This window comes from Clostridium sp. UBA5712, from assembly GCF_002419845.1.
In the GTDB taxonomy this organism is placed as follows: Bacteria; Bacillota; Clostridia; order Clostridiales; family Clostridiaceae; genus Clostridium_J; species Clostridium_J sulfidigenes.
Genome location: NZ_DIGW01000016.1, coordinates 160,457 through 183,586, shown reverse-complemented (window position 1 = coordinate 183,586; position 23,130 = coordinate 160,457). Strand labels below are relative to the sequence as shown.

Here is a 23,130-nt window from a genome sequence, read left to right as displayed (position 1 = left end):
CTCTTTCTAAGGAAGCTAATCCTTTACTTTCCTTAATAATTTCTTACTTTAAGGACAAAATAATTGTGTAGTTATCCTTTATATCATTTAAGGAGGTGTTTTTATGGTTGATAATAATAAAAGTCGTCTTAAGGATCAAAAAAGAAGTCAAGCTGAACTAAGAAAAATGTATCCTAAGGATGGTGCAGATGTAGGAATAATAGATGGAGTTAAAATAGGCTCCTACGCTAATAGCAAAGATCATTCTGAGAAGGATGAAATAACTTATTAATAAAGATTAGCAGAGAAGTCTTTATAGAAATTGCTAATTTACTAGATGTATTATTAAAAAATTTCCCTATATAACTATTTATATAGGGAAATCTTTAAATATATAAATATATGCCTATTTCGCTAGTTAACTAGTTAACTATTTGTTCTGTCCATGCGGGTTTCAGAGATTTTAATATGGGAGTGTTATGATTTTATATAAGAATTAATGCTTTGATTATATTTTTGACTTATTAACTTTTTCTCATATAATTTTTTAGATCACCTACATCCTTTTTTAGATCTTCTACATCTTTTTTCACTTCATCTACTATCCTTAATTTATCGGTAAGGTGTGATATCACATCTTGATAATTTTTTTCTCTTTCTTCTTGCTTCACATCTCTTTTTTCTTGAGCTTTTAGTATATAGAATAATAAAAATATACTTAGTACAGCCCAAATACCTTGGGATAAAGCTACCTTTAGAATTTCATTCTCCATCATTTATTTCACACTCCTTACTTGATATATTTATTTATTAGTAAGACTGTAATGACTTTTTGCTAAGAGAACACATTTTGGGTTTATTATTTATATGCCTAAAGCCTATAAATTAATATAAAAGTATTCTATTTTTATAGCTACAAATTATCTGATAATTCTGAAAATTAATTATCCATTTCAACTTCATTAAATATGAGTTTTATTTAGACTATAATAATCTAATATAAGGATTTCTTGATGTAATTTACTAATGTTCCCTCAGATAAGTTAAAGATATTCCCTAATTAAATAAATTATTTTTAGCACAGTCATATCTTAGCTTCCTTGGTAAACTATTAGTAATAGAATCAAATTTAATTAACAATGATTCCATACTATTCTTATCATAAGGTTTTGCTTCTTTCACTAGAGTCACTATTAATCCCATTCTATACATCCTCCTTAAGATTACTTAATAAAATAAGAAGTTATTTTATGTAAAAGACAACTAGTTCAATTATCATTTATGATATTTTGTTATAGTTTATGCTACAATCAATAATAATACAACTAATAAAGCCTAAGATGGATGAAACGCAACATGAAATTCAACAAGAGTATCATTAAGGGTATATTGTTATTAATAATGCAACATTAAAGTTAAATTATATGGTTGCAAGTTACTTACTATCCTATTTATAGAAAGCAACTTGCAATTTTAAACACATATCATTCATAATCATTGTATGTCATAATCATATTATTTATTAGTAATTAATGAATAAATTTCAAAGTTAGTAATACCAACGGTTACTCACTACTACCCTTCCCATCCTTCTGGGAATTCAGCATTATGATATACATTTTGTACATCATCATCATCTTCTAAAACATCTAACATCTTTTGGAATTTAGTCGCAACTTCTTCATTAATTTCAGTGTATGTGTCTGGAATCATTTTAACATCTGCTTCTAAGAATTCTATTCCGTTAGATTCTAAAGCTTCTCTCACAGTACCAAAGTCTTCTGGAGTTGTAGTTACTACAAATACTTCATCTTCAGCTACAAAGTCCTCAGCACCTGCATCTAAAGCCATCATCATTAACTCATCTTCATCTACTGAATCAGTTTTTTCTATGATGATTTCACCTTTACTTTGGAACATGAAGCCTACACATCCAACGGTTCCCATATTTCCACCTTGTTTAGAGAAGGCGTATCTTACATTTCCTGCAGTTCTATTTTTATTCTCAGTAAGACACTCAACTATAACTGCTATTCCTTCTGGTCCGTATCCTTCATAGATTATAGTTTCATAGTTTACTGCACTTAACTCTCCTGCGGCTTTTTTAATTGCTCTAGTAATTGTATCATTAGGCATATTAGCTGCTTTTGCTTTTGCTATAACGTCTCTAAGCTTAGCATTTGTCTCTGGATTAGAGCCACCGTTTTTAGCTGCAACAACTATTTCCTTACCTATTTTAGTAAATATTTTACCTCTCTTAGCATCTGCTTTACCCTTTTTAGCTTGGATATTATGCCACTTTGAATGTCCTGACATATTAACTTCCTCCTGTACTATATATATAATTATTAACTTTAAAATCAATGTACCTATTATAACATAATATGTCTAATAATTTCAAATTTCAAGAGCTATCCTTCAATAGCTCTATAATATCTGTATCCTTCTTTAAATAAATACTCTTCATCCTCTTCACATATAGTTACTTTTCCACTAGTAGCCTCTACAAAATCTGAAATTATTGTTTCCTTATTTTCTACCTCTGTGAACAGTGATAACTCCACTTTATCTGTATATATGGTATCTTCAATATGCCAATTATTTGTACCACATAGGTATTGTATTTTACCTATTAAATCATATTCTAAAGTAAATCTTAATTTTAAGCCCTTTACTTTTTCTACAACACCTGCTTCTTCAATGGCTGAAGAGGCTCCTTTAGAGTAAGCTCTTATTAGCCCACCTCCCCCTAAAAGAATACCACCAAAGTAACGAGTAACTACCACCGCTACATCGGTTAAATCATTTTTCTTTATGACTTCTAAAACTGGAATGCCTGCTGTTCCTTGGGGTTCACCGTCATCACTGTATCTTTGTATGCCTTTATTTTCTCCCACTATATAAGCATAAACATTGTGGGTTGCTTCTTTATGCATACTCTTTATTTCATTTACAAAGTTCTTTGCTTCTTCTTCAGTATTTACTCTCTTTATGTATCCTATAAATGTAGATTTCTTTTCTTGAAATTCTGAAGTAGCACTCCCTTTCACTGTAAAATAACTCATATTTAAGCCCCCTCTATAATATTTAAAATAGATTTCTGTACTCTAAACCATAATGAAGATTTCTCGAAGACTGTTAGCTCATAAGTATTATGGCTATTATGGTAAGTACTATAGCAGTAATCTCCTTCTTCCCTAACTTTTCTTTAAAGAATATAACTCCACAAAAGTTTGTGATTAAAATAGTTCCTGCACTTACCATAGGAAAGGCTATAACTGCTCTTACTTCTTCTAAGCCCTTTATTAAAAAGCTTGGCATTAATACATTAGGAATACCTACCATGACACCAAAACACATATCTATTAACTTTACTTTTCTATTTTTAATAATTAACATAATTAAGCTTATAGTAAATCCCGTTAGGAAAGTATAAAATAAATATAAATTTTTATATTGTACCATACCAAAGTTTTGAAATAGCTTTGTTACAAAATCTCCTCCACCAGCTAGTATAAAAAGAAGTATTAAATCTACTTTCATAGTATCTTTAACCTTTTGTTCTTCTTTGTTATTTAGATTTATAACTATTATAGCTATGATAGACAAGATTATTCCTAATATAGGTAATAATTCTATGGTCTCTCCTAATAGTATAACAGATAAAATTGTAGGTATTAATACTCCTAGCTTCATAAAAGTTGCAGATACAGATACTCCATTCTTTCCTACAGATTTTTGATATAGAATAAAACTTAAAAAATATAAAATACCTGTTATTATACCTAGAATTATTGCTAAAGCTCCTGTTCCTTCTTTAGAGAAAAGTTGTCCACTTATAAGTACCTGATTAAATTCCTGCATGAACATAGAAAACCAATTTATGTGGAAAATATTTAAACTTCCCATCATTATTATACTTGCCATCATTCCTGATAGATAATTTATGCTAGTTACCATATATCTATTACTTTCTCTACCTTCACTAAACTTAAATACAATAGCTATTAAAGAACTGCATAATATAGATAATAAAATATTAATCATTATTTTTATCTCCGTCACTTATATCTTGAAAATTTAATTCTTCATTATCTCTTTGCTTAATATAACCCTCACAAGCCTTTTTAATATACTCTTTATCAGTACTATTAAATAAAGCTCTTATTTTATCATCGGCTTCTCCACTGCTTATCTTCTGTAAGGACTTAACTGCATAACTTATTACTTGAGGATTTTTATCCTCCAAAGCTCTAATAAGAGCTCTCTCAGCTCTGGAATCACCTATTTTTCCAAGAGCTGAAATTGCCATTCTTCTAATATTTACATGATTATTAACCGTTGCCTTTATAAGTATGTCTACGGTGACATTACTTTTTAGTTCACCCATGATCCATATGGCGGCTTCTTTGTCCTTAAGACCTAGCTCCATATAGTTTTTAACTAAAAAATGAATTAGCTTTTCTTTATTAACTCTATCTAAACTATTCAAAACCAAAATTCTTTCTTCCTTAGCTGCTAAAATTAGGGATTTAAATAGATCTGATGACGATTCACTTTTAACTAAAAACCTGTATTTTATTTTGCAATTTATGAGATGTTTTTGAACTGTGGCTCTATCTAAATTTCTAATTTTACATATGGCTTCTATAGATTTTCCTTCTAAGCTTAGAAAATAGCTGATTTCTTCATCACTATAATTTTCAATGAAATTCCAATCATATTTAACTAATCCTGTACTCAAATTTTCTCCCTACTCTCCCCTTCAAATAATGCTCTAACTTCGATCCTAACAATATAATGATACTTTAGTTACTACTCTATAATATATTTTGAACTTTTGTTATAGACCTCATCATCACCTTGAACTACAAGAATAGTACCTTCTTCACCGTACTCTTCACTTTCTACCAAAGCATTTCTATGTAGATATGCAACTGATGATGAATCGCTATATGGTATTAATACCTTAAAGGTTTTTAATTTATAAGGAAGTATTTCTGTACATTTATTTAGCAACTCTTCAAAATTGATTTTATGTTTAGCTGAAACTTCTAAAATAGAATAGTTATTAAATGTTTCCTTTAAAGAATTTAAAATATCATCATTAGAATTATCAATTTTGTTGAGCACCAATAAAGTTGGCTTATCTCCTGCACCTAACTCCTTAAGTACTTCCTCTACCACTGTTATTTGCTTTTCTGCTGCATTACTAGATGCATCTACTACGTGAAGTAATAAGTCTGAATAAACTACCTCTTCTAAAGTTGATTTAAAAGCTTCTACTAAATCGTGAGGTAATTTTCTTATAAAGCCTACAGTGTCTGTTACTGTGGCAACTCTATTGTCTGGAAGAGCCATAGCCCTGGTTGTAATATCTAAGGTTGCAAATAACATATCAGCCTCAAAAACTTTTTCTTTTACCGTAGCTGACTTAACTGGTGAGTATTCACAAAGAGCATTTCTAAGGGTAGATTTTCCTGCATTAGTATATCCCACTAATGATATCTTAGAAATATTATCCTTACTTCTTCTTTCTCTTTGGGTTGCTCTTATACTTTTTATCTTTTCTAATTCTTTATTTAAATCATAGATAGTATCTCTGATCTTTCTTTTGTCTGTCTCTAGCTTTTTCTCTCCTGGTCCCTTTGTTCCTATACCCCCTCCTGTTCTTGAAAGCATAGTTCCTAATCCACTAAGCCTGCTTAATCTGTATTTTAACTGGGATAACTCTACCTGAATTTTAGATTCCTTACTTCTGGCTCTCCTTGCAAATATCTCTAAAATAAGAGTAGTTCTATCAATTACCTTTGTTCCTATAGCTTGCTCTAGATTTCTTACTTGAGATCCTGATAATTCCTCATCAAATATTACTACATTGGCTCTTAGTGACTGTCTTAAATATGCTATTTCTTCAACCTTACCACTACCTATAAAATAAGCTGAATCAATTTTATTACGTTTTTGAAGTATTTCAAAAACTGGCTCTACATCACAGGCTTTAGTAAGTTCCTTTAACTCAGCTAGACTTTCCTCATCTTCTATAGATACTAATATCGCTCTTTCTGAATTATCTTCCACTATGTTATCTACTTTAAAAACATCTTCAATATATCTAACCTTATCTAAAAACTTGTAGCTTAAAACTTTATTGATAGTTAAATTTTCAACTTCTTCTTCTATGAGCATGTTATCCTTCACATCACAGAAACCCATATTATAAATTAGAGGTTTATCCTCTGATACACCAATGGCAACTATACAATCTAGTTTTAATTTTAGAAGTGCAGATAAATCTAATGCGGATAGTTTAGGATTTCCATTGGGATGGGTATGGATTACTCTCACTTGAGATAATCTCCCCTCTCTAGTGTCAATCATAGGAACTTCAACTGTTGAGCTGTCTCCGATGGCAACACTAACAACACTTCCTTTTCTATCTATAGCAACGCTAACCTCTCTTTCAATTTCAAGGGTAACCTCTCTTAGAAGTTCTGCTAACTCTTCAGTTAATATGTCTGATTTTTGAAATCTCATATCATATATAGTATCTAACTTTTTCAAGATGAAGTTTTTAACTCCATCAGTATTTCCATTTATCATATAATCATCTCCAAACCTTATTTTTTCTTTATTAATAATTTTTCTACATTAAACAAACACTGCATTCTTATACATTTTATACTATTGACAATTTCACCTTAATTTTATACTATGAAAACATTAATGTAAATATAAATTGAGGTGTGATTACATGGAAGATAAACAAAGAAATGTTCTCTTTTCTAGAGAAGAAATCAATGAGGCTGTAGTTAAAATTGGAGCAAAAATTTCTAAAGACTATGATGGAAAATCTGTTTACGTATTATCTCTACTTAGAGGAAGCTTCATATTTGCTGCTGACTTAGTTAGAGAAATTACTGTACCTACAACTATAGGTTTTATGACTACATCAAGCTATGGTCATGGCGAAGAAACTAGTGGTACTTGTAAAATAGTTCAAGATGTACCTGATAATATTGAAGGTATGGATGTACTTGTAGTAGATGACATTGTAGATAGTGGTATTACTATGAACTTTGTGGTTGAACACGTTAAAAAGTTGGGTGCTAAAAGTGTAAAATGCTGTACTCTTTTAGACAAACCAGAAAGAAGAACTGTAGAAATATCTCCAGACTATTGTTGTTTTGAGATTCCTGATTTATTTGTAGTTGGATATGGCTTAAATTATGGTGACTTATATAGAAATATTCCTTACATATTTAACTGGGAATCTAAATAATAACCTTACAAATGTTTTAAATACTTAATATATTAATAGAAGAAAAAACATGAAAACATACTAAAAGCTAATATTAACTTATTAACTTCTAGTATGTTTTTTTATTTATTAAATTATATATTTACATTACTATAATTTTCTACTTAATAGCCTCTACTATTAAAGGAAGAGCATTTCCTGTATAGGTACTTCTATTAAAATCATCGTAGCTCCAGGATTTTTCAAATCCAATTTCCTTTAACATTTCAAATAACTCTTCATTTTCTAACATAAATAGATCTACTGTGTTTTCTAAAATCTCATTATTTTCTTTATCAGTTATTCTTCCCGTAAACTTTACAATATCACTATCTGGTTTAATACTATAAAACCTTTCAAATTTAACTTTAGGACCATCAATAAGAGGCAATTCTTTAATATGCTCTCTCTTCACCTTATCAAAATTAATAGTTTGAATACATAATGGTGAATCCTTTTTTAATACTTCATAGCATCCTTTTAAAAATTCTTTTATTTGACTTTTTCCGCCTAGGTGAGGAAGTACATTCCCTATACATACAATACCATTAAACTCTTCTCCAAAGGACTTAGCTATAGTTTTCATATCCATAACTTCAAACTTCAAAGTATCACTTTCCTTATACCTATCCTTAGCTATTCTTATCATTTCTTGGTCTAAGTCTATGCCTAAAGCCCTATATCCTTGTGAAGAAATATATTCTGTAGTTTCTCCAGTACTACATCCAATATCTAAAACAAATCCACCCTTTTCTATATTCTTTAAAGCAAACTTCTTTTTACCTAATGGTGCTGGAAAAATATCATCATAATATTTAGCTAAGGCATTATAAAATTTTATACATTGATCCATATTACTCATCTCCTGTTCTTTAATTATTTATTCTATAGGAAATTCCTACTATTTAAATTAATTATATATTTTCATATATCTATATTTATTTACACAAATAGTATGATATATAAAGAATTTATTCAGTGATTAGCATCACACTTTCTAATTACCGTTAAGATCCATTTGTATTGCAGTACTTGGTACCCTTCCAACTATAATGGTTTCAACTATAGGTATTTCATTAACTATTTCTAACTCACTAGAAGATACTGCCATAATCATCTTTACTCTAGTGGTTGTTTCTATATAAATTTTATGCCTAGTTTGATTTATTCCTGCATCTTCAAATTCGGATATATATCTAGTAGTAATATGCCCTATTGGCCTCATTCTTATTTTTACATCTGGACCAAATCTACCTAAAATATTATTTTTAGTCACATATCCCATGGGTATCTTTATGTCTACTTTAGATTTTTCCTCTAATTCATCTTGTGCTTTTAATACAGTCAATGTAGCAATTTCACTTAGTTTTAAAGTATCTGCTGACATCATTATGATGTTTCCATCATTATCCTTATCAAATTTTATTATATCATTATAATTAAAATTCTTAGAGTATTCCTGGAAAATTGTTTTATTTATTGTATTAGTGACCTCTGCTCTCATCTGTGCATCTGCCACTAATTTTACCGTTGGCATTATAATTTTATCTAAAGTATATATAAAAGTTATTAAAAAAGTCATAATTAAAAAAGTTATTATGGTGAATTTTAACTTCAAAGATGATTTCATAGTATTACTCCTTTATAAATGTGGTATAATGTTAATAAATGTATAATATGTTACATAAAATTATTCAATATCTAATATATGTATATGTATAAGAACTTCATTGAAGAATACTATATTGTATTTATACTAGCATATAAGTTATAATATAGTATCGAAGATATGTTCATCATAAAAGGAGGAGAATATGGGAGAAAATAAAAAAATTAAACCTAAGCAAAAAAAGCCCAAGAAGAAAAGTCGTAAAGTCTTTAAAGTAATATATATAGTTTTACTACTTTTAATAATAACTTGTGCAGCTGCTGGTTTTGGTATTATATCTGGCATGATTAAAACAGCTCCAGAGCTTGATCTTGATATATTTTTATCTAATGGAGAAACTACACTTCTATATGACAATAAAGGAAAAGAAATGGATGAGTATAAGACTCCTGAAAAGAGAATCTCTGTAGATATATCTACAGTACCTAAATATCTACAGGACGCCTTTGTAAGTATTGAAGATCAACGATTTTTAGAACATAAAGGTGTTGACATAAGAAGACTTGGAGGAGCTGTAATCCAAGATGCTAAAATAATTCTTGGTTTATCTAATGATGAAATCCAAGGTGCATCAACTATTACTCAACAGTTGGTTAAGTATAAGTTTTTCCTTGAAGATTCTATAAATAATAGAGCTAATATAGAAAGAAAAGTTCAAGAGATTTATTTGGCACGTAAGTTAGAAAAGCTTCTATCTAAGGAACAAATTCTTAACGAATACATGAATACTATCTTTTTAGGCGGTAACGCTCACGGAATTGAAGCTGCTTCAACCATGTATTTTGGAAAATCTGTAGCAGATGGTTTAACCCTTAAGCAATGTGCATTTTTAGCAAGTGCTGCTCAGAATCCAACTATATCTTATATGAATGCCTATGAAGCCTTTGAAAAGAAAGAAGCCTTTGACTCACCGAGAACTAAATTGGTTCTTGCTAAAATGCTAGAGCTGGGAAAAATAACTCAAGAGGAATATGATACTGCTTTAGCAGAACCTCTTATGCTAAATTTCTCAACTTTAGAGGGTGACAAAATGGTTTATGAATGGTTTTCAAGACCTGTAATAAAACAAGTGGCAAAGGATTTAATGAAAACCTATGGATATACTGAAGCTGAAGCCTATGAAAAAATCACCTTTGGTGGTTTAAGAATATATACAACCATGGATAGAAAACTTCAGGATTCAGTACAAAAAATTATGAACAATTATCTTAAAGATACTCAAGGCTCTAAGGCAGATGGAGTTCAAGCCTCTGCTATAATAACAGATTATCTTAAGGGTGAAGTTAAAGTTATAATTGGTGGTATTGGTGATCAACCAGCTATGTCTTATAATAGAGCTATCTCTGTTGGAAAGGATGGTCAAACCTTCCTACGTTCACCAGGTTCTAGTATAAAGCCACTTACTGTATATGCTCCAGCTATTGAAGGTAAAACTTTAACTGCAGGGTCGGTATTTGTAGATGGTCCATTACCAACTTCTATTGGTTCTAAATATCCAGATAAAGGCAGTTCCTACGTTCCACAGAACTGGAATTATGTATTTGACGGATATATTACTATCCGTGATGCTCTTGCTCTTTCTAAAAATACCGTGGCAGTATCTGTAGTTGATAGAATAGGTTTAGATACGTCAGCATCCTATGGAGAAAAATTTGGATTAAGTATAACTGATAGAGATAGAACTAGTATTTCTGCTTTATCTCTAGGTGAAATAGATGGAACTACACCTTATGAAATGGCTCAAGCCTTTGGTACCTTTGGAAATCAAGGAAATATGACTACTTCAAGAATATATACTAAGGTTACTGATAAGAATGGTAAAGTTCTACTCGAGCCAAAACTTGAATCTAAACAAGTAATTTCTCCACAAACAGCTTATATTGTTTATGATATGCTTGAAGGTTCTGTGAACAACACAGGTCCACAAGCAAGATTTGGGAATATGGAAGTTAGGGGTAAAACTGGTACCTCTGAATCTACCAAAAACCTTTATTTCAGTGGATTAACACCTTACTACTCAGGCGCTGTATGGATGGGCTATGATAATAGTAAGGAATTACCTTTTACTAGTAGTAGCGTTCCAGCTGGTCTATGGGGTAAGATTATGGCAGCAGCTCATGAGGGGTTTGAATATAAATCTCTTCAGGCTCCTGGTGGATTAACTAGTGCTTATATTTCTAAAGATTCTGGAACCCTTCCAACGGCGCTTACTAAGAGGGATCCTAGGGGAAATAGAATTTACTCTGAAATCTTTATAAGTGGTACTCAACCAACTACTCTGGATAATATCCATGTGGAACTTGACGTTGTAAAGGCTGCTGATGGTAAATACTACTTACCTTCTGATAAAACACCTAAAGATAAAATACAAAAGGTAGTATTTATAACTCGTGATACTAGATTATATTCTGGTAACATGCTTGATAATAAATACCTAGCTCCAGTGGCTAAAGATCCTACAGAATATAAGGTTGAAGAAAAAGATAAAGATAAAGACAAGGATAAAGATAAAAATAAAGATAAAATACCTAATCCTAATAAACCTGGTGAAAATACAAATCCTGGTGATACAACTACACCTCCTGTAGGCCCATCTGATCCTGGTGGTGATACTGGAGATGAAGGTAATGAAGGTAACACTGGAAATAGTGAAAATAAGCCTGAAGCTTTCAATCATCTGTTAAATATCTATACTATGATCCCTAAAATATTTAGTAATAGTATAAGAGGCTAAATAATTCTATTATAAAACTATAAAATTAAAGTCTTCTCAAATACACAAATTTGAGAAGACTTTTTATATGCTTTACTTCGTTTTAGAGTTAAATAGTACTGACATTAGGTATCCAAATACTACAGCAGCCGCTATACCTGCAGAAGTAGCACTTACACCTCCTGTAACAATTCCTAATAAACCATTTTTATCAACTTCCTCCATAACACCTTTAGCTAAGGAATATCCAAATCCAGGTAGAGGAATCCTAGCTCCCGATAAACCAATCTCAGCTATCTTTTCATATATGCCAAATCCTTGAAGAACTACCCCTGATACTACAAAGATAACTAATATTCTAGATGGAGTTAATTTTGTGGTATCCATTAAAACTTGACCTATTACACAAATGATTCCACCAACTACAAAAACCCTTAGAAAATCTCCCCACATATTTATTCACCCCCAAACTCTAGAGCAATGGCATGGGCTATACCTGGTATAGTTTCACCTTGATAGTTAGATATGGTGCTTAGAAGAGCTCCTGTAGCAATTAGTAACACCTTTTTATACTTTTTCTGTATCATTCCTTTGTAAATCATACTACTCATAACTGTAGCAGAACATCCTGCTCCACTACCTCCACAGTTGGTACTCTGTGATTTACAATCAAATATTTCATCACCACAATCAATATAATTTGATCCTATATTATAGCCATATTCCTTTAATAACTCAGTAGTTATTTGCTTACCAACAGAACCTAAATCTCCACTGACAATGATGTCGTAATCACTAGGCTTTCTACCTGTGTCTTGAAAATGTTGTTTTATAGTATCAACTGCTGCTGGAGCCATGGCTGCTCCCATTTCATTAGGGTCAGTTATTCCATAATCCTTTACCTTACCAAGGGTAATATGAGTTACACGAGGTACATTGTTTCCCTTTTTAGCTAATACCACCGCTGCTGCACCTGTAACCGTCCATTGAGATGATGGAGCTCGTTGACTTCCCATTTCTAGAGGTACTCTAAACTGACGCTCTGATGATGAGAAATGAGATGAAGATACTGCCATCATATGATTACCTATATCTGCTTCTAAACATATTGATGCTAGTGAAAGTGCTTCTATAAATGTTGAACATGCCCCATATAAACCCAAAAATGGAATATCTACTTCTCTTGCCATAAAACAAGATGGCATTAATTGATTTATTAAATCCCCGGCAAAAACATAAGAGATATCTTGTTCTTTAAGGTGTGCTTTTTTAAGTACTTCTTGAACTACATGTAGTTGCATTTTACTTTCTGCCGATTCAAAGGTCTTACAACCACATAAATCATCCTCTAGAATCTCGTCAAAATTATCCTTTAATGGACCTTCCCCTTCTTTGGGACCAACAACGGTATATGTAGCTATAAGTCTTGGTTTTGTCAATAATTCTACTGTTTGTAATCCTACTTTTCTTCCCATATTATTACCACCTAAAAATATAATATAATATTCCAAGTATAACAGAGGCACTAATGCTATAAACAAGCACTGGTCCTGCTATAGTAAACATCTTTGATGCAACTCCAAACACATATCCTTCTTTTTTAAATTCTATGGCTGGTGATACAATAGAGTTTGCAAAGCCTGTTATTGGGACTACCGATCCAGCTCCTGCATAATCTCCAATTCTGTCATATATACCTATCCCTGTTAAAAGGGCTCCTAGAAATATCATAATAACTGTTTCCCATGCAGTAGCTTGTAATTTATCTTGACCTAAATAAATCAATGTTTTAAAAATAATCTCTCCAACTACACATATTAATCCACCAGTCCAAAAGGCTCTGAAAGAATTCTTAAATATAGTAGGTTTAGGTTTGGAACTTTCATATACATTTTGAAACTTAGCTTTTATTTTAGTTTCTTTTACTTTCATTATTATCCTCCTAACATCAAAATTGTAAAAGTATTAATGATAGTATCTGCATTTTACTAAAATTTAAACAAAAAAAGATGCTTACGCATCTTTTTCAAATTTACAAATTAAAAACTTATGATTTTTTTAACCTTCGAAGAAGCTAAGAACTCTGTTTACCCGATGACTATCAGCTCTAATACTCCCATCTTTTTCAAATTGGTAGTAAAGAGCTGCTACGTCCCTGGATAACGATTTCTAACCTTCGAAGAAGCTAAGAACTCTGTTTACCCAGATAGCCTATCTCTCATAATTTTTAGAACTTTTTTTTCAATTCTAGAAACTTGTACTTGACTTATGCCCATCATCTTAGCTACTTGAATTTGAGTTTTATCTTTAAAATATCTAAGTATTATAATTTGCCTTGATTTAACATCCAATTTATTTAAGGCTTCCTTCAATGCTAGCTTATCAATTACCTCATTATCTTCTTCATAATCCTCACTAAGCTTATCTATAAGTAATACTGGAGCTCCGTCATCTTGATGAATAGTGTCATATAAGTATTGCATGCTACTAGCAGATTCTAGTGCAGTGATTATATCTTCTTTATCTACTTTTGAATAATCTGATAATTCTTCAATGGTGGGTTCTCTTCCGAGTTCTTTGGTTAATGCATCCTTATCATAGTGTAACTTTCTAGCCGTATTTTTAATGCTTCTACTTACCTTTATCATTCCATCATCTCTTAAAAATCTTTTTATTTCTCCTATAATCATTGGAACAGCATATGTAGAAAATTTTACATTAAAGTTCTCATCAAAGTTATTTATAGCTTTCACTAGGCCTATGCATCCTATTTGAAATATATCATCGTACTCATAGCCTCTATTTAAAAACTTTTTGCTTATAGAAGAAACTAAAGGTAAATTCATTTCTGTTAAATATTCTAAAGCTTCATTATCTCCTTCTTTAGCCCGTTTTATAAGTTCCTTATTATCGTCATAATTATAGTTATTATTTCTATGAATTTTCTCACTCATATTTTTCACCTATCTTACAGTGTTGAAAGCTTTTTTCATTGTTACAGTTGTTCCCTCACCCTTTACAGATTCTACTATTAGGCTATCCATAAAAGTTTCCATAACTGTGAAGCCCATTCCTGATCTCTCTAGGTCAGGTCTAGATGTATATAGAGGTTGCATTGCCATATCTACATTATCTATTCCCGCACCATTATCTATTACTTTTACTGTAAACTCATTCTCAATAATTGTAGCCTCTAATTTTACAAAGTTACCTTCACTTTCATTGCCATAGCCATGAATAATTGCATTGGTAACTGCTTCTGATACTGCAGTTTTTATATCACTAAGCTCGTCTAATGTAGGATCTAACTGCGCAGCAAAAGCTGCTATTACAACTCTTGCAAAGCTTTCATTTTTAGATAAACTACTAAATTCAACTTTGATTTTATTTTCCATATCATTAATTCCTCCCACTAAATGTTCCTTAGTGCTTCTTCAACATTTTCATACATTGAAATTATTTTAAACATACCTGAAAGTTCAAATATTCTCTTAACTGTAGGTGTAACATTTGTTAAGCACACCTTGCCACCCCTTAAGGACATCTTCTTATATCTTCCTATTACTGCTCCAATTCCTGAACTATCCATAAAATTCACACCAGAAAAATTGAAAATTAAAGCCTTATATCCATCTTTATCTAAAATATCATCAATCCTAGTTCTAACTTCTTCTGCACTGTGATGATCAAGTTCTCCTTGAAGTGTAACTACGATTTTGTCATCTAATGGTTCAAACCTAAGTAACATACGCTTCCCTCCAACCTATATTATATTCATAAATTTTTACATTTAGAACATACACTAATTATACACTATATTGTTAATCCGTTACAGTTTTTTCCAAAATTTATTTGAGAAATTTAATACAAAAATATTTACTTGTCAACATATTTTTACATTCATCGCCTTCATTATTTTACATTTAAGCATAATTTTCATATTTGCACAAATAATATTGATTTAAAACTTAGCAACTTAGCGTAATAAAAATTAGTGGTATCGCTTCTCTGTATCTTATTAATTTAAAAATTATTTAGTGAGTTCTTCATATTTATAACTATATTTATAAATATAATCTTATTAAAAAAGAGAATGCACTCAATGGATATTCTTCCCTGAGACATTCTCTTTTATATAGTGTTTGTAATTATCTTAAGCTACATATGTTGATTTACAATAGCTAATATCTCTTTTTGCTTTTTCATACCATCTTCACTTAATTTTTTTAATTCACTTCTAATTTCCTCTGTATAAGCTTCATCCTTTATAGAAGAAAGATTTATTTTTACATTTAAAATTGCTCCTTCTATAGCACTTTGAGCCAATAATGCTGCTACACCACCATCAGAAATAGCGTTTTTATTACCATATTTAACGCATACAAGAATTCCTTCATAAATTTCATAGGATCTTCTTGCTACTTTTAATGGTACTTGTGTTGCTGCCTTATACCCTAATTGTATTTTACTACTTCTAGCAGCTTTTTCTTCATCAGTATCCTTAGGCATTTTAAATGCAGCCATAAGTTCATTGAAAGCTTCTGTATCTTCATTCATAAGGTCTAAGAATTCATCCTTTTCTCTTCCTGATACTTCTAAATATTTATTTACTAATGCTTTTTCTTCCTCATTTAATGCTTCATAAGCTTTTTTGCCTACAGTTAAGTTAAAAACCATTGATGATAATGCACTAGATAATGATGCACAAAGAGCTGCTACACTTCCACCACCTGGAGCTGGTGAATTTGAACCTAATTCTCCAATAAACTCTCTCACAGTTTTTGTATCTAACATAAATATTCCTCCTGTAATTACTTATTTTTTTCTCTATCTACAACTATCTTACCATTTTTTATTACCTTGTCTATAGAATTTATTCCAAAGTGATAAACTAGATAATTTAAGTTTTTGCTATTAAATATAGCTATATCGGCCTTTTTACCTTTTTCTATAGAACCTACAGATTTTTCTCTATTAATAGCACAAGCTGCATTTATAGTCATAGCATTGATTATCTCATTAGGAAGCATTCTCATTCCGAAACATGCAAAGGTCATAACATTTTGCATGGATTCAGTAGGAGATGTTCCTGGGTTACAATCTGTAGCAAGTGCAACGGCCACGTTATTATCGATCATATCTCTTGCTCTTGCAAACTTACCAAGCATTAAATAGAAAGCTGTAGATGGTAATAATACCGCTACCACATCATTTTCACTTAAAGCCTTTATTCCTTCATCCGAAGCTGCTATTAAATGCTCTGCTGAAATACATTTCAACTCTCCTGCAAGCTCTGCTCCCTTAACAGATTCAACTTCATCACCATGAAGCTTGAGTTTCATTCCATATTCCCTACCCTTTTCAAGGATTTTTCTACATTCCTCAGTAGTGAATACTCCTTCTTCACAGAAGCAATCTATAAATTCTGCTAAATTTTCTTTTGCTATACCTGGTATCATTTCTTCCATTATAAGTTTTATAAAACCTTCTCTATCACCTTTATATTCCTTAGGAATAGCATGGGCTCCCATAAAAGTAGATACCACATCTATTGGATGAGTCTTATCTAATCTTTTATTTACTTCTAATATTTTTTTCTCGGTCTCTAAGTCTAAACCATAGCCTGATTTACTCTCTACAGTAGTTGTACCGTGATTTAACATTATATTAAGTCTACTTTTAGCTTCTGCTACTAATTCATCTAGAGATGCTTTTCTAGTGTTTTCTACGGTACTTAATATTCCTCCACCCATATTTAGGATTTCAATATATCCTACCTTATTTAATTTTAGAGGTAATTCATTTTCACGACTTCCACTATAAACTAAATGAGTATGGGGATCTACAAGTCCCGGTGTAACTGTTTTGCCTTTACCACTAATAATTATGGTATCTTCATCTATATAGGATTTATATTCCTCATCTTTTCCTACAGCAGATATTATATCGTCTTCTATAAATACAAAACCATTTTCTATGATATTGGCATCATTCATTTCCTTGCCTTTTTTTCTATGGCTACCTTCACAGGTAACCAAGCAATCAATATTCCTAATTAATATAGACATGTCTTTCAACTCCTAAGCTATTTTATTCGCTTATTCTTCTTTCTAGTATTTGATCCATGGAGAAATTCTCTATTTGAAGATAGTACTCAGCACTATTGATTAAAGCAGCCATTGGTACAAGTCCTATAACTTCACTACCAACTACTGGTACTCCATAGCGTTTTGCTTCCATCTTAACCATTTCAAAAGCTCTGTATACTGCTGTTTTTTCATAGTTTACTAAGTTCATAGATACTTGTGCTATATTTCTATCTTCAAGCATTACTCCCATAGCCTTTGCAAATCTTAATCCACCACCTAAATGTCTAACTGTCTTAGCAATAGTATCTGCTATTTGTAAATTGTCTGTTCCTAAATTTACATTGAAGGCTACTAAAGGTTGTCTTGCAGCAATAGCAACGCATCCACCCTTAACATTAACTTCTTTTGGACCATAGTCTGGTGCCCATTTATCTTCTTTTATTTTTTCAAAGAAGCCTTCATATTGACCTTTTCTTACCGTTGCTAAATTTTCTCTATGTGAAGCTGTAGCAGCTTTTTCATATAAATATACTGGAATATTAAATCTTTCTGCAATTACTTTACCAACTCTATTAGCTATTTCTACGCACTCTTCCATGGTAATTCCATCGATAGGTACAAATGGAACTACATCTAGAGCACCCATTCTTGGATGAGCTCCTGTATGAGCACTCATATCTATATTTTCATAAACCTTTTCTGCCATATTTATTATCGCTTTCTCTAGAGCTTCTGGTTCTCCTACCACAGTAACAACAGATCTATTATGGTCTGCATCACTAGAATAGTCTAGTAACTTTACTCCCTCTACTCCTCTAAATACATTTACTATAGCTTCAATTTTTTCCTTGTCTCTACCTTCACTAAAGTTAGGTATACATTCTACTATTCTTGCCATAATTAACTCCTCCTATTTATTTGTAGTTGATACCAATACCTGTATTTATAGATATTGGTATCACTTTTTATTTTTAAATTATAATATACTAATTCTTTAAAGTCTTTAGGGTTGCATTAATAATTAACCTTAACTACTTCTTCAACTTTATTAGCTAGTTCTCCACTACGAAGAAGATCTGTAACCTTATCTATCTCTTTATACATAACTACATCATTTTCTATAAAGTTAACTACGTTTCTAACTGATTCATAGGCAACCTTAGTTCCTTTACCTAAAGTATAATCCTCTCTAAAATCGATAGCTTGACATGCAGCTAAAATTTCAGTAGCTACGACTCTCTCTGCATTTCTTATTATATCCCTTGCCTTTCTAGCTGCTATTGTACCCATGCTAACATGATCTTCTTGGTTTGCAGAAGAAGGTATTGAATCAACACTAGCAGGATGAGCAAGGATTTTATTTTCAGAAACTAAAGCTGCTGCTGCATATTGAGTTATCATAAATCCAGAATTTAGGCCACCATGTTTAACAAGAAAAGCTGGAAGATCATTTAATTGATAGTTAATTAATCTTTCAAGTCTTCTTTCAGATACATTGGCAATTTCACTCATAGCTATACCTAAGAAGTCAAAAGTTAATGCCATAGGTTGACCATGGAAGTTTCCTCCTGAAATAACGTCTCCTTCCTCTGTTACTATTGGATTATCTGTTACTGAATTAATCTCTATTTCTACTTTATGTTTTGCATAATTTAATGCATCCTTAGAAGCTCCATGAATTTGTGGTATACATCTTAAAGTATATGCATCCTGTACTCTAATTTCCCCTTGAGATGTCACAAGAGAACTTCCATCTACTAAAGCTAATATGTTCTTTGCTGTTTCAATTTGCCCTTCATGAGGACGTATGTTATGAGTTCTTAAATCAAACGCATCTCTTATTCCTCTTAGTGCTTCTACTGTTAATGCAGCAGCTATATCGCCACTCTTAATTAAGTTTATTCCATCCCATAAAGCCAAAGCTCCAACAGCAGTCATAACTTGAGTACCGTTAATTAATGCAAGACCTTCTTTAGCTATTAATTGAACTACTTCTATACCAGCTTTATTCATAGCTTCTCTACCACTTATTATTTTACCCTGATACTCAGCTTCTCCTTCTCCTAACATTGGTAATACCATATGAGATAATGGTGCTAAATCACCGGATGCTCCTAAAGACCCTTTCTCTGGTATTACTGGATGAACTCCCTTATTTAGCATAGCCACCAAGGTTTGTAGTGTTGATAATCTTATTCCTGAATATCCTTTGGATAAAGCATTAGCTCTAAGCAAAATTATTGTTCTCACTATATCTGTATCAAGGCTGTTTCCAAAGCCACAAGCATGAGATATAATTAAATTTCTTTGAAGAGTTTTGCAATCTTCACCTGATATAGATACATCAGAAAATTTTCCAAACCCTGTAGTTATTCCGTAGACTATTCTATCTTCTTCAACAATTTTATCTACAATTTCTCTAGATTTTTCTACTCTTTTTATGGCTTCTTCACTAAGCTCAACTTGATAATTATTTCTAGCCACATTTACTATATCTTCAAGTCTTAAGTCATTTCCATTGATTATTACTTTATTCATTAATATCTCCCCTTTACAATATACTTTCCTATATAATTACTATTCTTTATAAAATCAAAATAACCTTTTAATTGTTACGTCTGAATATTATGAATATTTTTAATGTATTATCATTTTAACTTACTAAAGGAGCATTATCATCCTTATGATAAATTTATATAAATCTCATACATGGATGATTACTTCTAATATTTTAGCAATAAAAATACTGTACCACATTGATATTTAAATCACTCTGATACAGTAACTCCTAAATTTTCATATACATTATATACTTAGTTAATCTACTTATATTTATAATAAAATAATTTTATATAGATTTTAATATTACTTCATACTCTTTTTTCAATTTTTCACCTATAACATTTAATGAATAATTATCCTCTACATATTTCTTTATATCTTCACTAGAAAATTGAGAATAATTTTTTACCATTTTATTCACTCCATAATATAACTCATCTACGCTTTCTTTTTCTACCAATATACCATTGAATTCATTAACAAATTCTTGAGGTCCGCCACACTTGGTAGCAAGAACTGGTCTTCCATAACTCATACTCTCAATGAGGACTGCTCCAAAAGTTTCCTTTATACTAGATGATATTACAAAATTACTTCTTTTTATATATTCTCCAACACTTTCATTTGGTATACTTCCAATAAAAGTACAATTATCCTTTATTCCAAAATTCTGAGCAAGATTCTCATAGCTCTCTTTATATGTGCCTTCTCCTATAAATAAAACATTAACCTTAAGAGATATATTTTTAATAAATCTAGCTAGTGCTGGAATAAGATATTTTATTCCTTTAACTTCATTTTCCTTCATACTTCCAATAAAAAGTATAGTCACCTTTTCTTTTATAGGATTATAAACAACTTTTTCTTTAGGAATATCTACTACATTTCCTATAACCTTACCATTAAAAACATATTCTAAATTTTCAAGTTCTTTTTTTAAAAATTCACTAACAGTTATGACACTCTTAGCGTTTAAGTATACTCTTTTTAGAATTCCATTATAGAACCTAGCAGCAAATTCCCTTGTATTTGATCTATGCTCCGTTAAAATATATGGTATGCTTTTATTCGTAAGATAATGTAAATATGCTATAACACCTGCTGGATATCCAACATGTGCATGAATTAAATCAATACTATTATCTTTAACTATTTTTTTTAGATCTCTAATGGAATTTTTAAAGCTATTAAATTTAGATAATTTACTATTTTTCATATAATCTGTATTAGCCCTGTATACCTTAATTGTATCTTCTATATTTAACCTTAAATCATTAGGTAAAATTTCATTATCAAAAGGATAATATACTATTGGATTAATACCAACACTTTTAAGAGCTTTAACCTGTTCTTTTATAAATATACCTCCAACATAATCTTTTTTATTTGGATACCACGCTGGTAATATCAATACATTCATATAAAACTCCTTTATTCTATATAATAGAATTAAATCTATTAGTCTTCTAAAGTAAAATTTCAGAGAAATATTTATTTATTTTAATTCTATACTATTCTTAATTTATATAAAATCCACCATACTATAATCCACTAGTATATGTTACTCTTTATTCTACATATAATAATTTCAATTAAGTTTCTATACCTGTATTAATCTTTAATCTAACTATATTAAGTAGCATTGATAAAATCTATTTATTGAATCTTATATATCGTACTATATAATTATAACTCATATATGCGACAAATTTCTATCTATTTATGAATCCATAATTACAAAAAATCACCTTATCAAAGTGATCCAATCATTTTGATAAAGTAACTCTTAATTTCTAACAGTATCCTTAGCTAGCTCAATCATAGCTAATATAATAATAACACTACCTATAATTATCTTAATAGATATGGCTTCCCCTAAAACAATTACACCTAAAACTAAAGATACTATAGGCTCTAAAGCGCCAAAGATTGCTGAGTTTGTTGGTCCTATGAGTTTTACTCCTCTTAAAAATGCCATCAAAGCAACCACAGTAGATATAAATGCAATTAGTAATATAGATATAATTCCATAAAAATTTATAGTGCTATTAAAGCTACTAGTTATGACTCCTGTACCACTTCCAACAACTGCAGAAATTATAGATATATAAAAGGTTATAACAAAGCTATTTATATTTTTAAGTTTCTCATTAGAAGCTCCAATGACATATATTGCATAGCAAAGAGCAGATAATAAAACTAGTATCACACCTATATTATTAACATTTCCAACATTGACATCCAACATTATAAATACACCTATAGTAGTTATAATTAAATAGAGAAATTTTTTCATCTTAAACTTTTCTTTATATATTACTATAGATAAGATCATAACCATTAAAGGATATGTATGTAGTATCATTCCTGCTATACCTACATCTATATAATTGTAGGCTAAAAATAATAGTATGGATGTCATTGAATATCCTACTACTCCTAAAAACAATATAAGCTTTATTTGTTCCTTATTTAATTTAAGTGAAAGATTTTTATTTTTTATATATATATAAAGTATTATTGATGCAAAAGTAAATCTTAATGCCAAAGTACTTATTGGATTTGCTCCACCTTTATATGCTAATTTAGCTAATATTGGCATTACCCCAAAAGCTATCGATGCTATGGTAATGTAAAAAATTCCTTTTATTTTTTCATTACTCTTGTCCATATTTTTTCCCCCCTCCTAACTCATAGTACATGCTAAAATTCTGTACCATGAAAGGAATATAAGAAATTAATTTTATATTTATAGCTACTACTATTTATATTTGTGTTCGTGCTATTATTATTTATAACTGCATATTTTTATCTATAA

General features: G+C 30.6%; 24 protein-coding genes. 3 read left to right on the top strand and 21 right to left on the bottom strand.

Annotated elements, in window-relative coordinates; all coding sequences use genetic code 11:
• The first annotated feature begins 103 nt into the window (after nucleotides 1-103).
• Nucleotides 104-271 carry a hypothetical protein gene (locus B3B03_RS15715; RefSeq protein ID WP_198028596.1) on the top strand — a complete coding sequence of 56 codons (168 nt, stop codon included), beginning with the start codon at nucleotides 104-106 and terminating at the stop codon, nucleotides 269-271.
• A 232-nt stretch (nucleotides 272-503) separates the two neighbouring features.
• Here the strand turns inward: B3B03_RS15715 and B3B03_RS15710 are convergent, their stop codons facing one another.
• From B3B03_RS15710 to hflX, 7 genes are all read right to left on the bottom strand, one after another.
• On the bottom strand, nucleotides 504-752 hold the full coding sequence (locus tag B3B03_RS15710) for a BhlA/UviB family holin-like peptide (protein ID WP_150843415.1): 249 nt from the start codon (nucleotides 750-752) through the stop codon (nucleotides 504-506).
• A gap of 283 nt (nucleotides 753-1,035) precedes the next feature.
• Nucleotides 1,036-1,182, bottom strand: a complete 147-nt coding sequence (locus tag B3B03_RS15705; protein WP_346848644.1) for a hypothetical protein — start codon at nucleotides 1,180-1,182, stop codon at nucleotides 1,036-1,038.
• Between the two features lie 372 nt (nucleotides 1,183-1,554).
• Nucleotides 1,555-2,295: a YebC/PmpR family DNA-binding transcriptional regulator gene (locus tag B3B03_RS15700; RefSeq protein WP_035134436.1), complete on the bottom strand. Its 741-nt coding sequence runs from the start codon at nucleotides 2,293-2,295 to the stop codon at nucleotides 1,555-1,557.
• A gap of 95 nt (nucleotides 2,296-2,390) precedes the next feature.
• A complete protein-coding gene (locus B3B03_RS15695; RefSeq protein WP_346877787.1) occupies nucleotides 2,391-3,044 on the bottom strand; it encodes a YigZ family protein in 654 nt (217 codons plus the stop codon).
• 73 nt (nucleotides 3,045-3,117) lie between these two features.
• Complete coding sequence (locus B3B03_RS15690) at nucleotides 3,118-4,026, bottom strand: EamA family transporter (protein ID WP_346848637.1); 909 nt, start codon at nucleotides 4,024-4,026, stop codon at nucleotides 3,118-3,120.
• Complete coding sequence (locus B3B03_RS15685; RefSeq protein ID WP_035134430.1) at nucleotides 4,019-4,723, bottom strand: HEAT repeat domain-containing protein; 705 nt, start codon at nucleotides 4,721-4,723, stop codon at nucleotides 4,019-4,021. The genes B3B03_RS15690 and B3B03_RS15685 overlap by 8 nt, the downstream gene beginning before the upstream one ends.
• Nucleotides 4,724-4,794: 71 nt before the next feature.
• On the bottom strand, nucleotides 4,795-6,582 hold the full coding sequence (gene hflX / locus B3B03_RS15680; protein ID WP_346877786.1) for a GTPase HflX: 1,788 nt from the start codon (nucleotides 6,580-6,582) through the stop codon (nucleotides 4,795-4,797).
• A 151-nt stretch (nucleotides 6,583-6,733) separates the two neighbouring features.
• Between hflX and hpt the strand changes: the two genes are divergently transcribed.
• Nucleotides 6,734-7,261 (top strand): hypoxanthine phosphoribosyltransferase, encoded by a 528-nt coding sequence (gene hpt / locus B3B03_RS15675; RefSeq protein ID WP_346877785.1) that lies wholly within the window; start codon nucleotides 6,734-6,736, stop codon nucleotides 7,259-7,261.
• Nucleotides 7,262-7,400: 139 nt separating this feature from the next.
• Here the strand turns inward: hpt and B3B03_RS15670 are convergent, their stop codons facing one another.
• The gene (locus tag B3B03_RS15670) at nucleotides 7,401-8,132 is read right to left on the bottom strand and encodes a class I SAM-dependent methyltransferase (protein ID WP_035134424.1); all 732 of its coding nucleotides are present in this window, start codon (nucleotides 8,130-8,132) and stop codon (nucleotides 7,401-7,403) included.
• 144 nt (nucleotides 8,133-8,276) lie between these two features.
• Complete coding sequence (yunB, locus tag B3B03_RS15665; protein WP_346848634.1) at nucleotides 8,277-8,909, bottom strand: sporulation protein YunB; 633 nt, start codon at nucleotides 8,907-8,909, stop codon at nucleotides 8,277-8,279.
• A gap of 184 nt (nucleotides 8,910-9,093) precedes the next feature.
• On the opposite strand from yunB, the gene B3B03_RS15660 reads away from it, so the two are divergent.
• Nucleotides 9,094-11,682, top strand: coding sequence for a transglycosylase domain-containing protein (locus tag B3B03_RS15660; RefSeq protein WP_346877784.1), 2,589 nt, complete (start codon nucleotides 9,094-9,096; stop codon nucleotides 11,680-11,682).
• 72 nt (nucleotides 11,683-11,754) lie between these two features.
• Here the strand turns inward: B3B03_RS15660 and spoVAE are convergent, their stop codons facing one another.
• The 12 genes from spoVAE to B3B03_RS15600 all read right to left on the bottom strand — a co-directional run bounded on the left by spoVAE (nucleotide 11,755) and on the right by B3B03_RS15600 (nucleotide 22,983).
• Nucleotides 11,755-12,114, bottom strand: a complete 360-nt coding sequence (gene spoVAE / locus B3B03_RS15655; RefSeq protein WP_346877783.1) for a stage V sporulation protein AE — start codon at nucleotides 12,112-12,114, stop codon at nucleotides 11,755-11,757.
• 2 nt (nucleotides 12,115-12,116) lie between these two features.
• A complete protein-coding gene (gene spoVAD / locus B3B03_RS15650) occupies nucleotides 12,117-13,136 on the bottom strand; it encodes a stage V sporulation protein AD (protein ID WP_150844476.1) in 1,020 nt (339 codons plus the stop codon).
• Nucleotides 13,137-13,140: 4 nt separating this feature from the next.
• On the bottom strand, nucleotides 13,141-13,593 hold the full coding sequence (gene spoVAC / locus B3B03_RS15645) for a stage V sporulation protein AC (protein WP_346848631.1): 453 nt from the start codon (nucleotides 13,591-13,593) through the stop codon (nucleotides 13,141-13,143).
• Nucleotides 13,594-13,859: 266 nt separating this feature from the next.
• Nucleotides 13,860-14,615, bottom strand: coding sequence for an RNA polymerase sporulation sigma factor SigF (gene sigF / locus B3B03_RS15640; RefSeq protein WP_035134413.1), 756 nt, complete (start codon nucleotides 14,613-14,615; stop codon nucleotides 13,860-13,862).
• Nucleotides 14,616-14,624: 9 nt separating this feature from the next.
• Nucleotides 14,625-15,056 (bottom strand): anti-sigma F factor, encoded by a 432-nt coding sequence (gene spoIIAB / locus B3B03_RS15635; protein ID WP_035134411.1) that lies wholly within the window; start codon nucleotides 15,054-15,056, stop codon nucleotides 14,625-14,627.
• A gap of 17 nt (nucleotides 15,057-15,073) precedes the next feature.
• On the bottom strand, nucleotides 15,074-15,409 hold the full coding sequence (gene spoIIAA, locus B3B03_RS15630; protein ID WP_035134409.1) for an anti-sigma F factor antagonist: 336 nt from the start codon (nucleotides 15,407-15,409) through the stop codon (nucleotides 15,074-15,076).
• Nucleotides 15,410-15,819: 410 nt separating this feature from the next.
• The gene (locus B3B03_RS15625) at nucleotides 15,820-16,455 is read right to left on the bottom strand and encodes a cyclodeaminase/cyclohydrolase family protein (protein ID WP_346848630.1); all 636 of its coding nucleotides are present in this window, start codon (nucleotides 16,453-16,455) and stop codon (nucleotides 15,820-15,822) included.
• A gap of 17 nt (nucleotides 16,456-16,472) precedes the next feature.
• On the bottom strand, nucleotides 16,473-17,729 hold the full coding sequence (gene hutI, locus B3B03_RS15620; RefSeq protein WP_346848629.1) for an imidazolonepropionase: 1,257 nt from the start codon (nucleotides 17,727-17,729) through the stop codon (nucleotides 16,473-16,475).
• Between the two features lie 22 nt (nucleotides 17,730-17,751).
• Nucleotides 17,752-18,648, bottom strand: a complete 897-nt coding sequence (ftcD, locus tag B3B03_RS15615) for a glutamate formimidoyltransferase (protein ID WP_035134405.1) — start codon at nucleotides 18,646-18,648, stop codon at nucleotides 17,752-17,754.
• A gap of 116 nt (nucleotides 18,649-18,764) precedes the next feature.
• Nucleotides 18,765-20,288: a histidine ammonia-lyase gene (hutH, locus tag B3B03_RS15610; RefSeq protein ID WP_346877782.1), complete on the bottom strand. Its 1,524-nt coding sequence runs from the start codon at nucleotides 20,286-20,288 to the stop codon at nucleotides 18,765-18,767.
• A gap of 310 nt (nucleotides 20,289-20,598) precedes the next feature.
• Entirely contained in the window at nucleotides 20,599-21,732 is a 1,134-nt protein-coding gene (locus B3B03_RS15605; RefSeq protein ID WP_346877781.1) for a glycosyltransferase, read from the bottom strand.
• 366 nt (nucleotides 21,733-22,098) lie between these two features.
• On the bottom strand, nucleotides 22,099-22,983 hold the full coding sequence (locus B3B03_RS15600; RefSeq protein WP_346877780.1) for a DMT family transporter: 885 nt from the start codon (nucleotides 22,981-22,983) through the stop codon (nucleotides 22,099-22,101).
• Nucleotides 22,984-23,130 lie beyond the last annotated feature (147 nt).

Excerpts from the sequence above, each read along its gene's own strand:
- ftcD (WP_035134405.1), bottom strand. The coding sequence starts at position 18,648 with ATGGCAAGAATAGTAGAATGTATACCTAACTTTAGTGAAGGTAGAGAC.
- B3B03_RS15695 (WP_346877787.1), bottom strand. The coding sequence starts at position 3,044 with ATGAGTTATTTTACAGTGAAAGGGAGTGCTACTTCAGAATTTCAAGAA.
- spoIIAB (WP_035134411.1), bottom strand. The coding sequence starts at position 15,056 with ATGGAAAATAAAATCAAAGTTGAATTTAGTAGTTTATCTAAAAATGAA.
- B3B03_RS15600 (WP_346877780.1), bottom strand. The coding sequence starts at position 22,983 with ATGGACAAGAGTAATGAAAAAATAAAAGGAATTTTTTACATTACCATA.
- B3B03_RS15605 (WP_346877781.1), bottom strand. The coding sequence starts at position 21,732 with ATGAATGTATTGATATTACCAGCGTGGTATCCAAATAAAAAAGATTAT.
- B3B03_RS15670 (WP_035134424.1), bottom strand. The coding sequence starts at position 8,132 with ATGGATCAATGTATAAAATTTTATAATGCCTTAGCTAAATATTATGAT.
- B3B03_RS15715 (WP_198028596.1), top strand. The coding sequence starts at position 104 with ATGGTTGATAATAATAAAAGTCGTCTTAAGGATCAAAAAAGAAGTCAA.
- spoVAE (WP_346877783.1), bottom strand. The coding sequence starts at position 12,114 with ATGTGGGGAGATTTTCTAAGGGTTTTTGTAGTTGGTGGAATCATTTGT.
- B3B03_RS15700 (WP_035134436.1), bottom strand. The coding sequence starts at position 2,295 with ATGTCAGGACATTCAAAGTGGCATAATATCCAAGCTAAAAAGGGTAAA.
- hflX (WP_346877786.1), bottom strand. The coding sequence starts at position 6,582 with ATGATAAATGGAAATACTGATGGAGTTAAAAACTTCATCTTGAAAAAG.
- hutH (WP_346877782.1), bottom strand. The coding sequence starts at position 20,288 with ATGAATAAAGTAATAATCAATGGAAATGACTTAAGACTTGAAGATATA.
- spoVAC (WP_346848631.1), bottom strand. The coding sequence starts at position 13,593 with ATGAAAGTAAAAGAAACTAAAATAAAAGCTAAGTTTCAAAATGTATAT.
- B3B03_RS15625 (WP_346848630.1), bottom strand. The coding sequence starts at position 16,455 with ATGTTAGATACAAAAACTGTGAGAGAGTTTATTGGAGAATTAGGTTCA.
- spoIIAA (WP_035134409.1), bottom strand. The coding sequence starts at position 15,409 with ATGTTACTTAGGTTTGAACCATTAGATGACAAAATCGTAGTTACACTT.
- B3B03_RS15690 (WP_346848637.1), bottom strand. The coding sequence starts at position 4,026 with ATGATTAATATTTTATTATCTATATTATGCAGTTCTTTAATAGCTATT.
- B3B03_RS15710 (WP_150843415.1), bottom strand. The coding sequence starts at position 752 with ATGGAGAATGAAATTCTAAAGGTAGCTTTATCCCAAGGTATTTGGGCT.
- yunB (WP_346848634.1), bottom strand. The coding sequence starts at position 8,909 with ATGAAATCATCTTTGAAGTTAAAATTCACCATAATAACTTTTTTAATT.
- sigF (WP_035134413.1), bottom strand. The coding sequence starts at position 14,615 with ATGAGTGAGAAAATTCATAGAAATAATAACTATAATTATGACGATAAT.
- hutI (WP_346848629.1), bottom strand. The coding sequence starts at position 17,729 with ATGTCTATATTAATTAGGAATATTGATTGCTTGGTTACCTGTGAAGGT.
- spoVAD (WP_150844476.1), bottom strand. The coding sequence starts at position 13,136 with ATGGGAAGAAAAGTAGGATTACAAACAGTAGAATTATTGACAAAACCA.
- B3B03_RS15705 (WP_346848644.1), bottom strand. The coding sequence starts at position 1,182 with ATGGGATTAATAGTGACTCTAGTGAAAGAAGCAAAACCTTATGATAAG.
- B3B03_RS15660 (WP_346877784.1), top strand. The coding sequence starts at position 9,094 with ATGGGAGAAAATAAAAAAATTAAACCTAAGCAAAAAAAGCCCAAGAAG.
- hpt (WP_346877785.1), top strand. The coding sequence starts at position 6,734 with ATGGAAGATAAACAAAGAAATGTTCTCTTTTCTAGAGAAGAAATCAAT.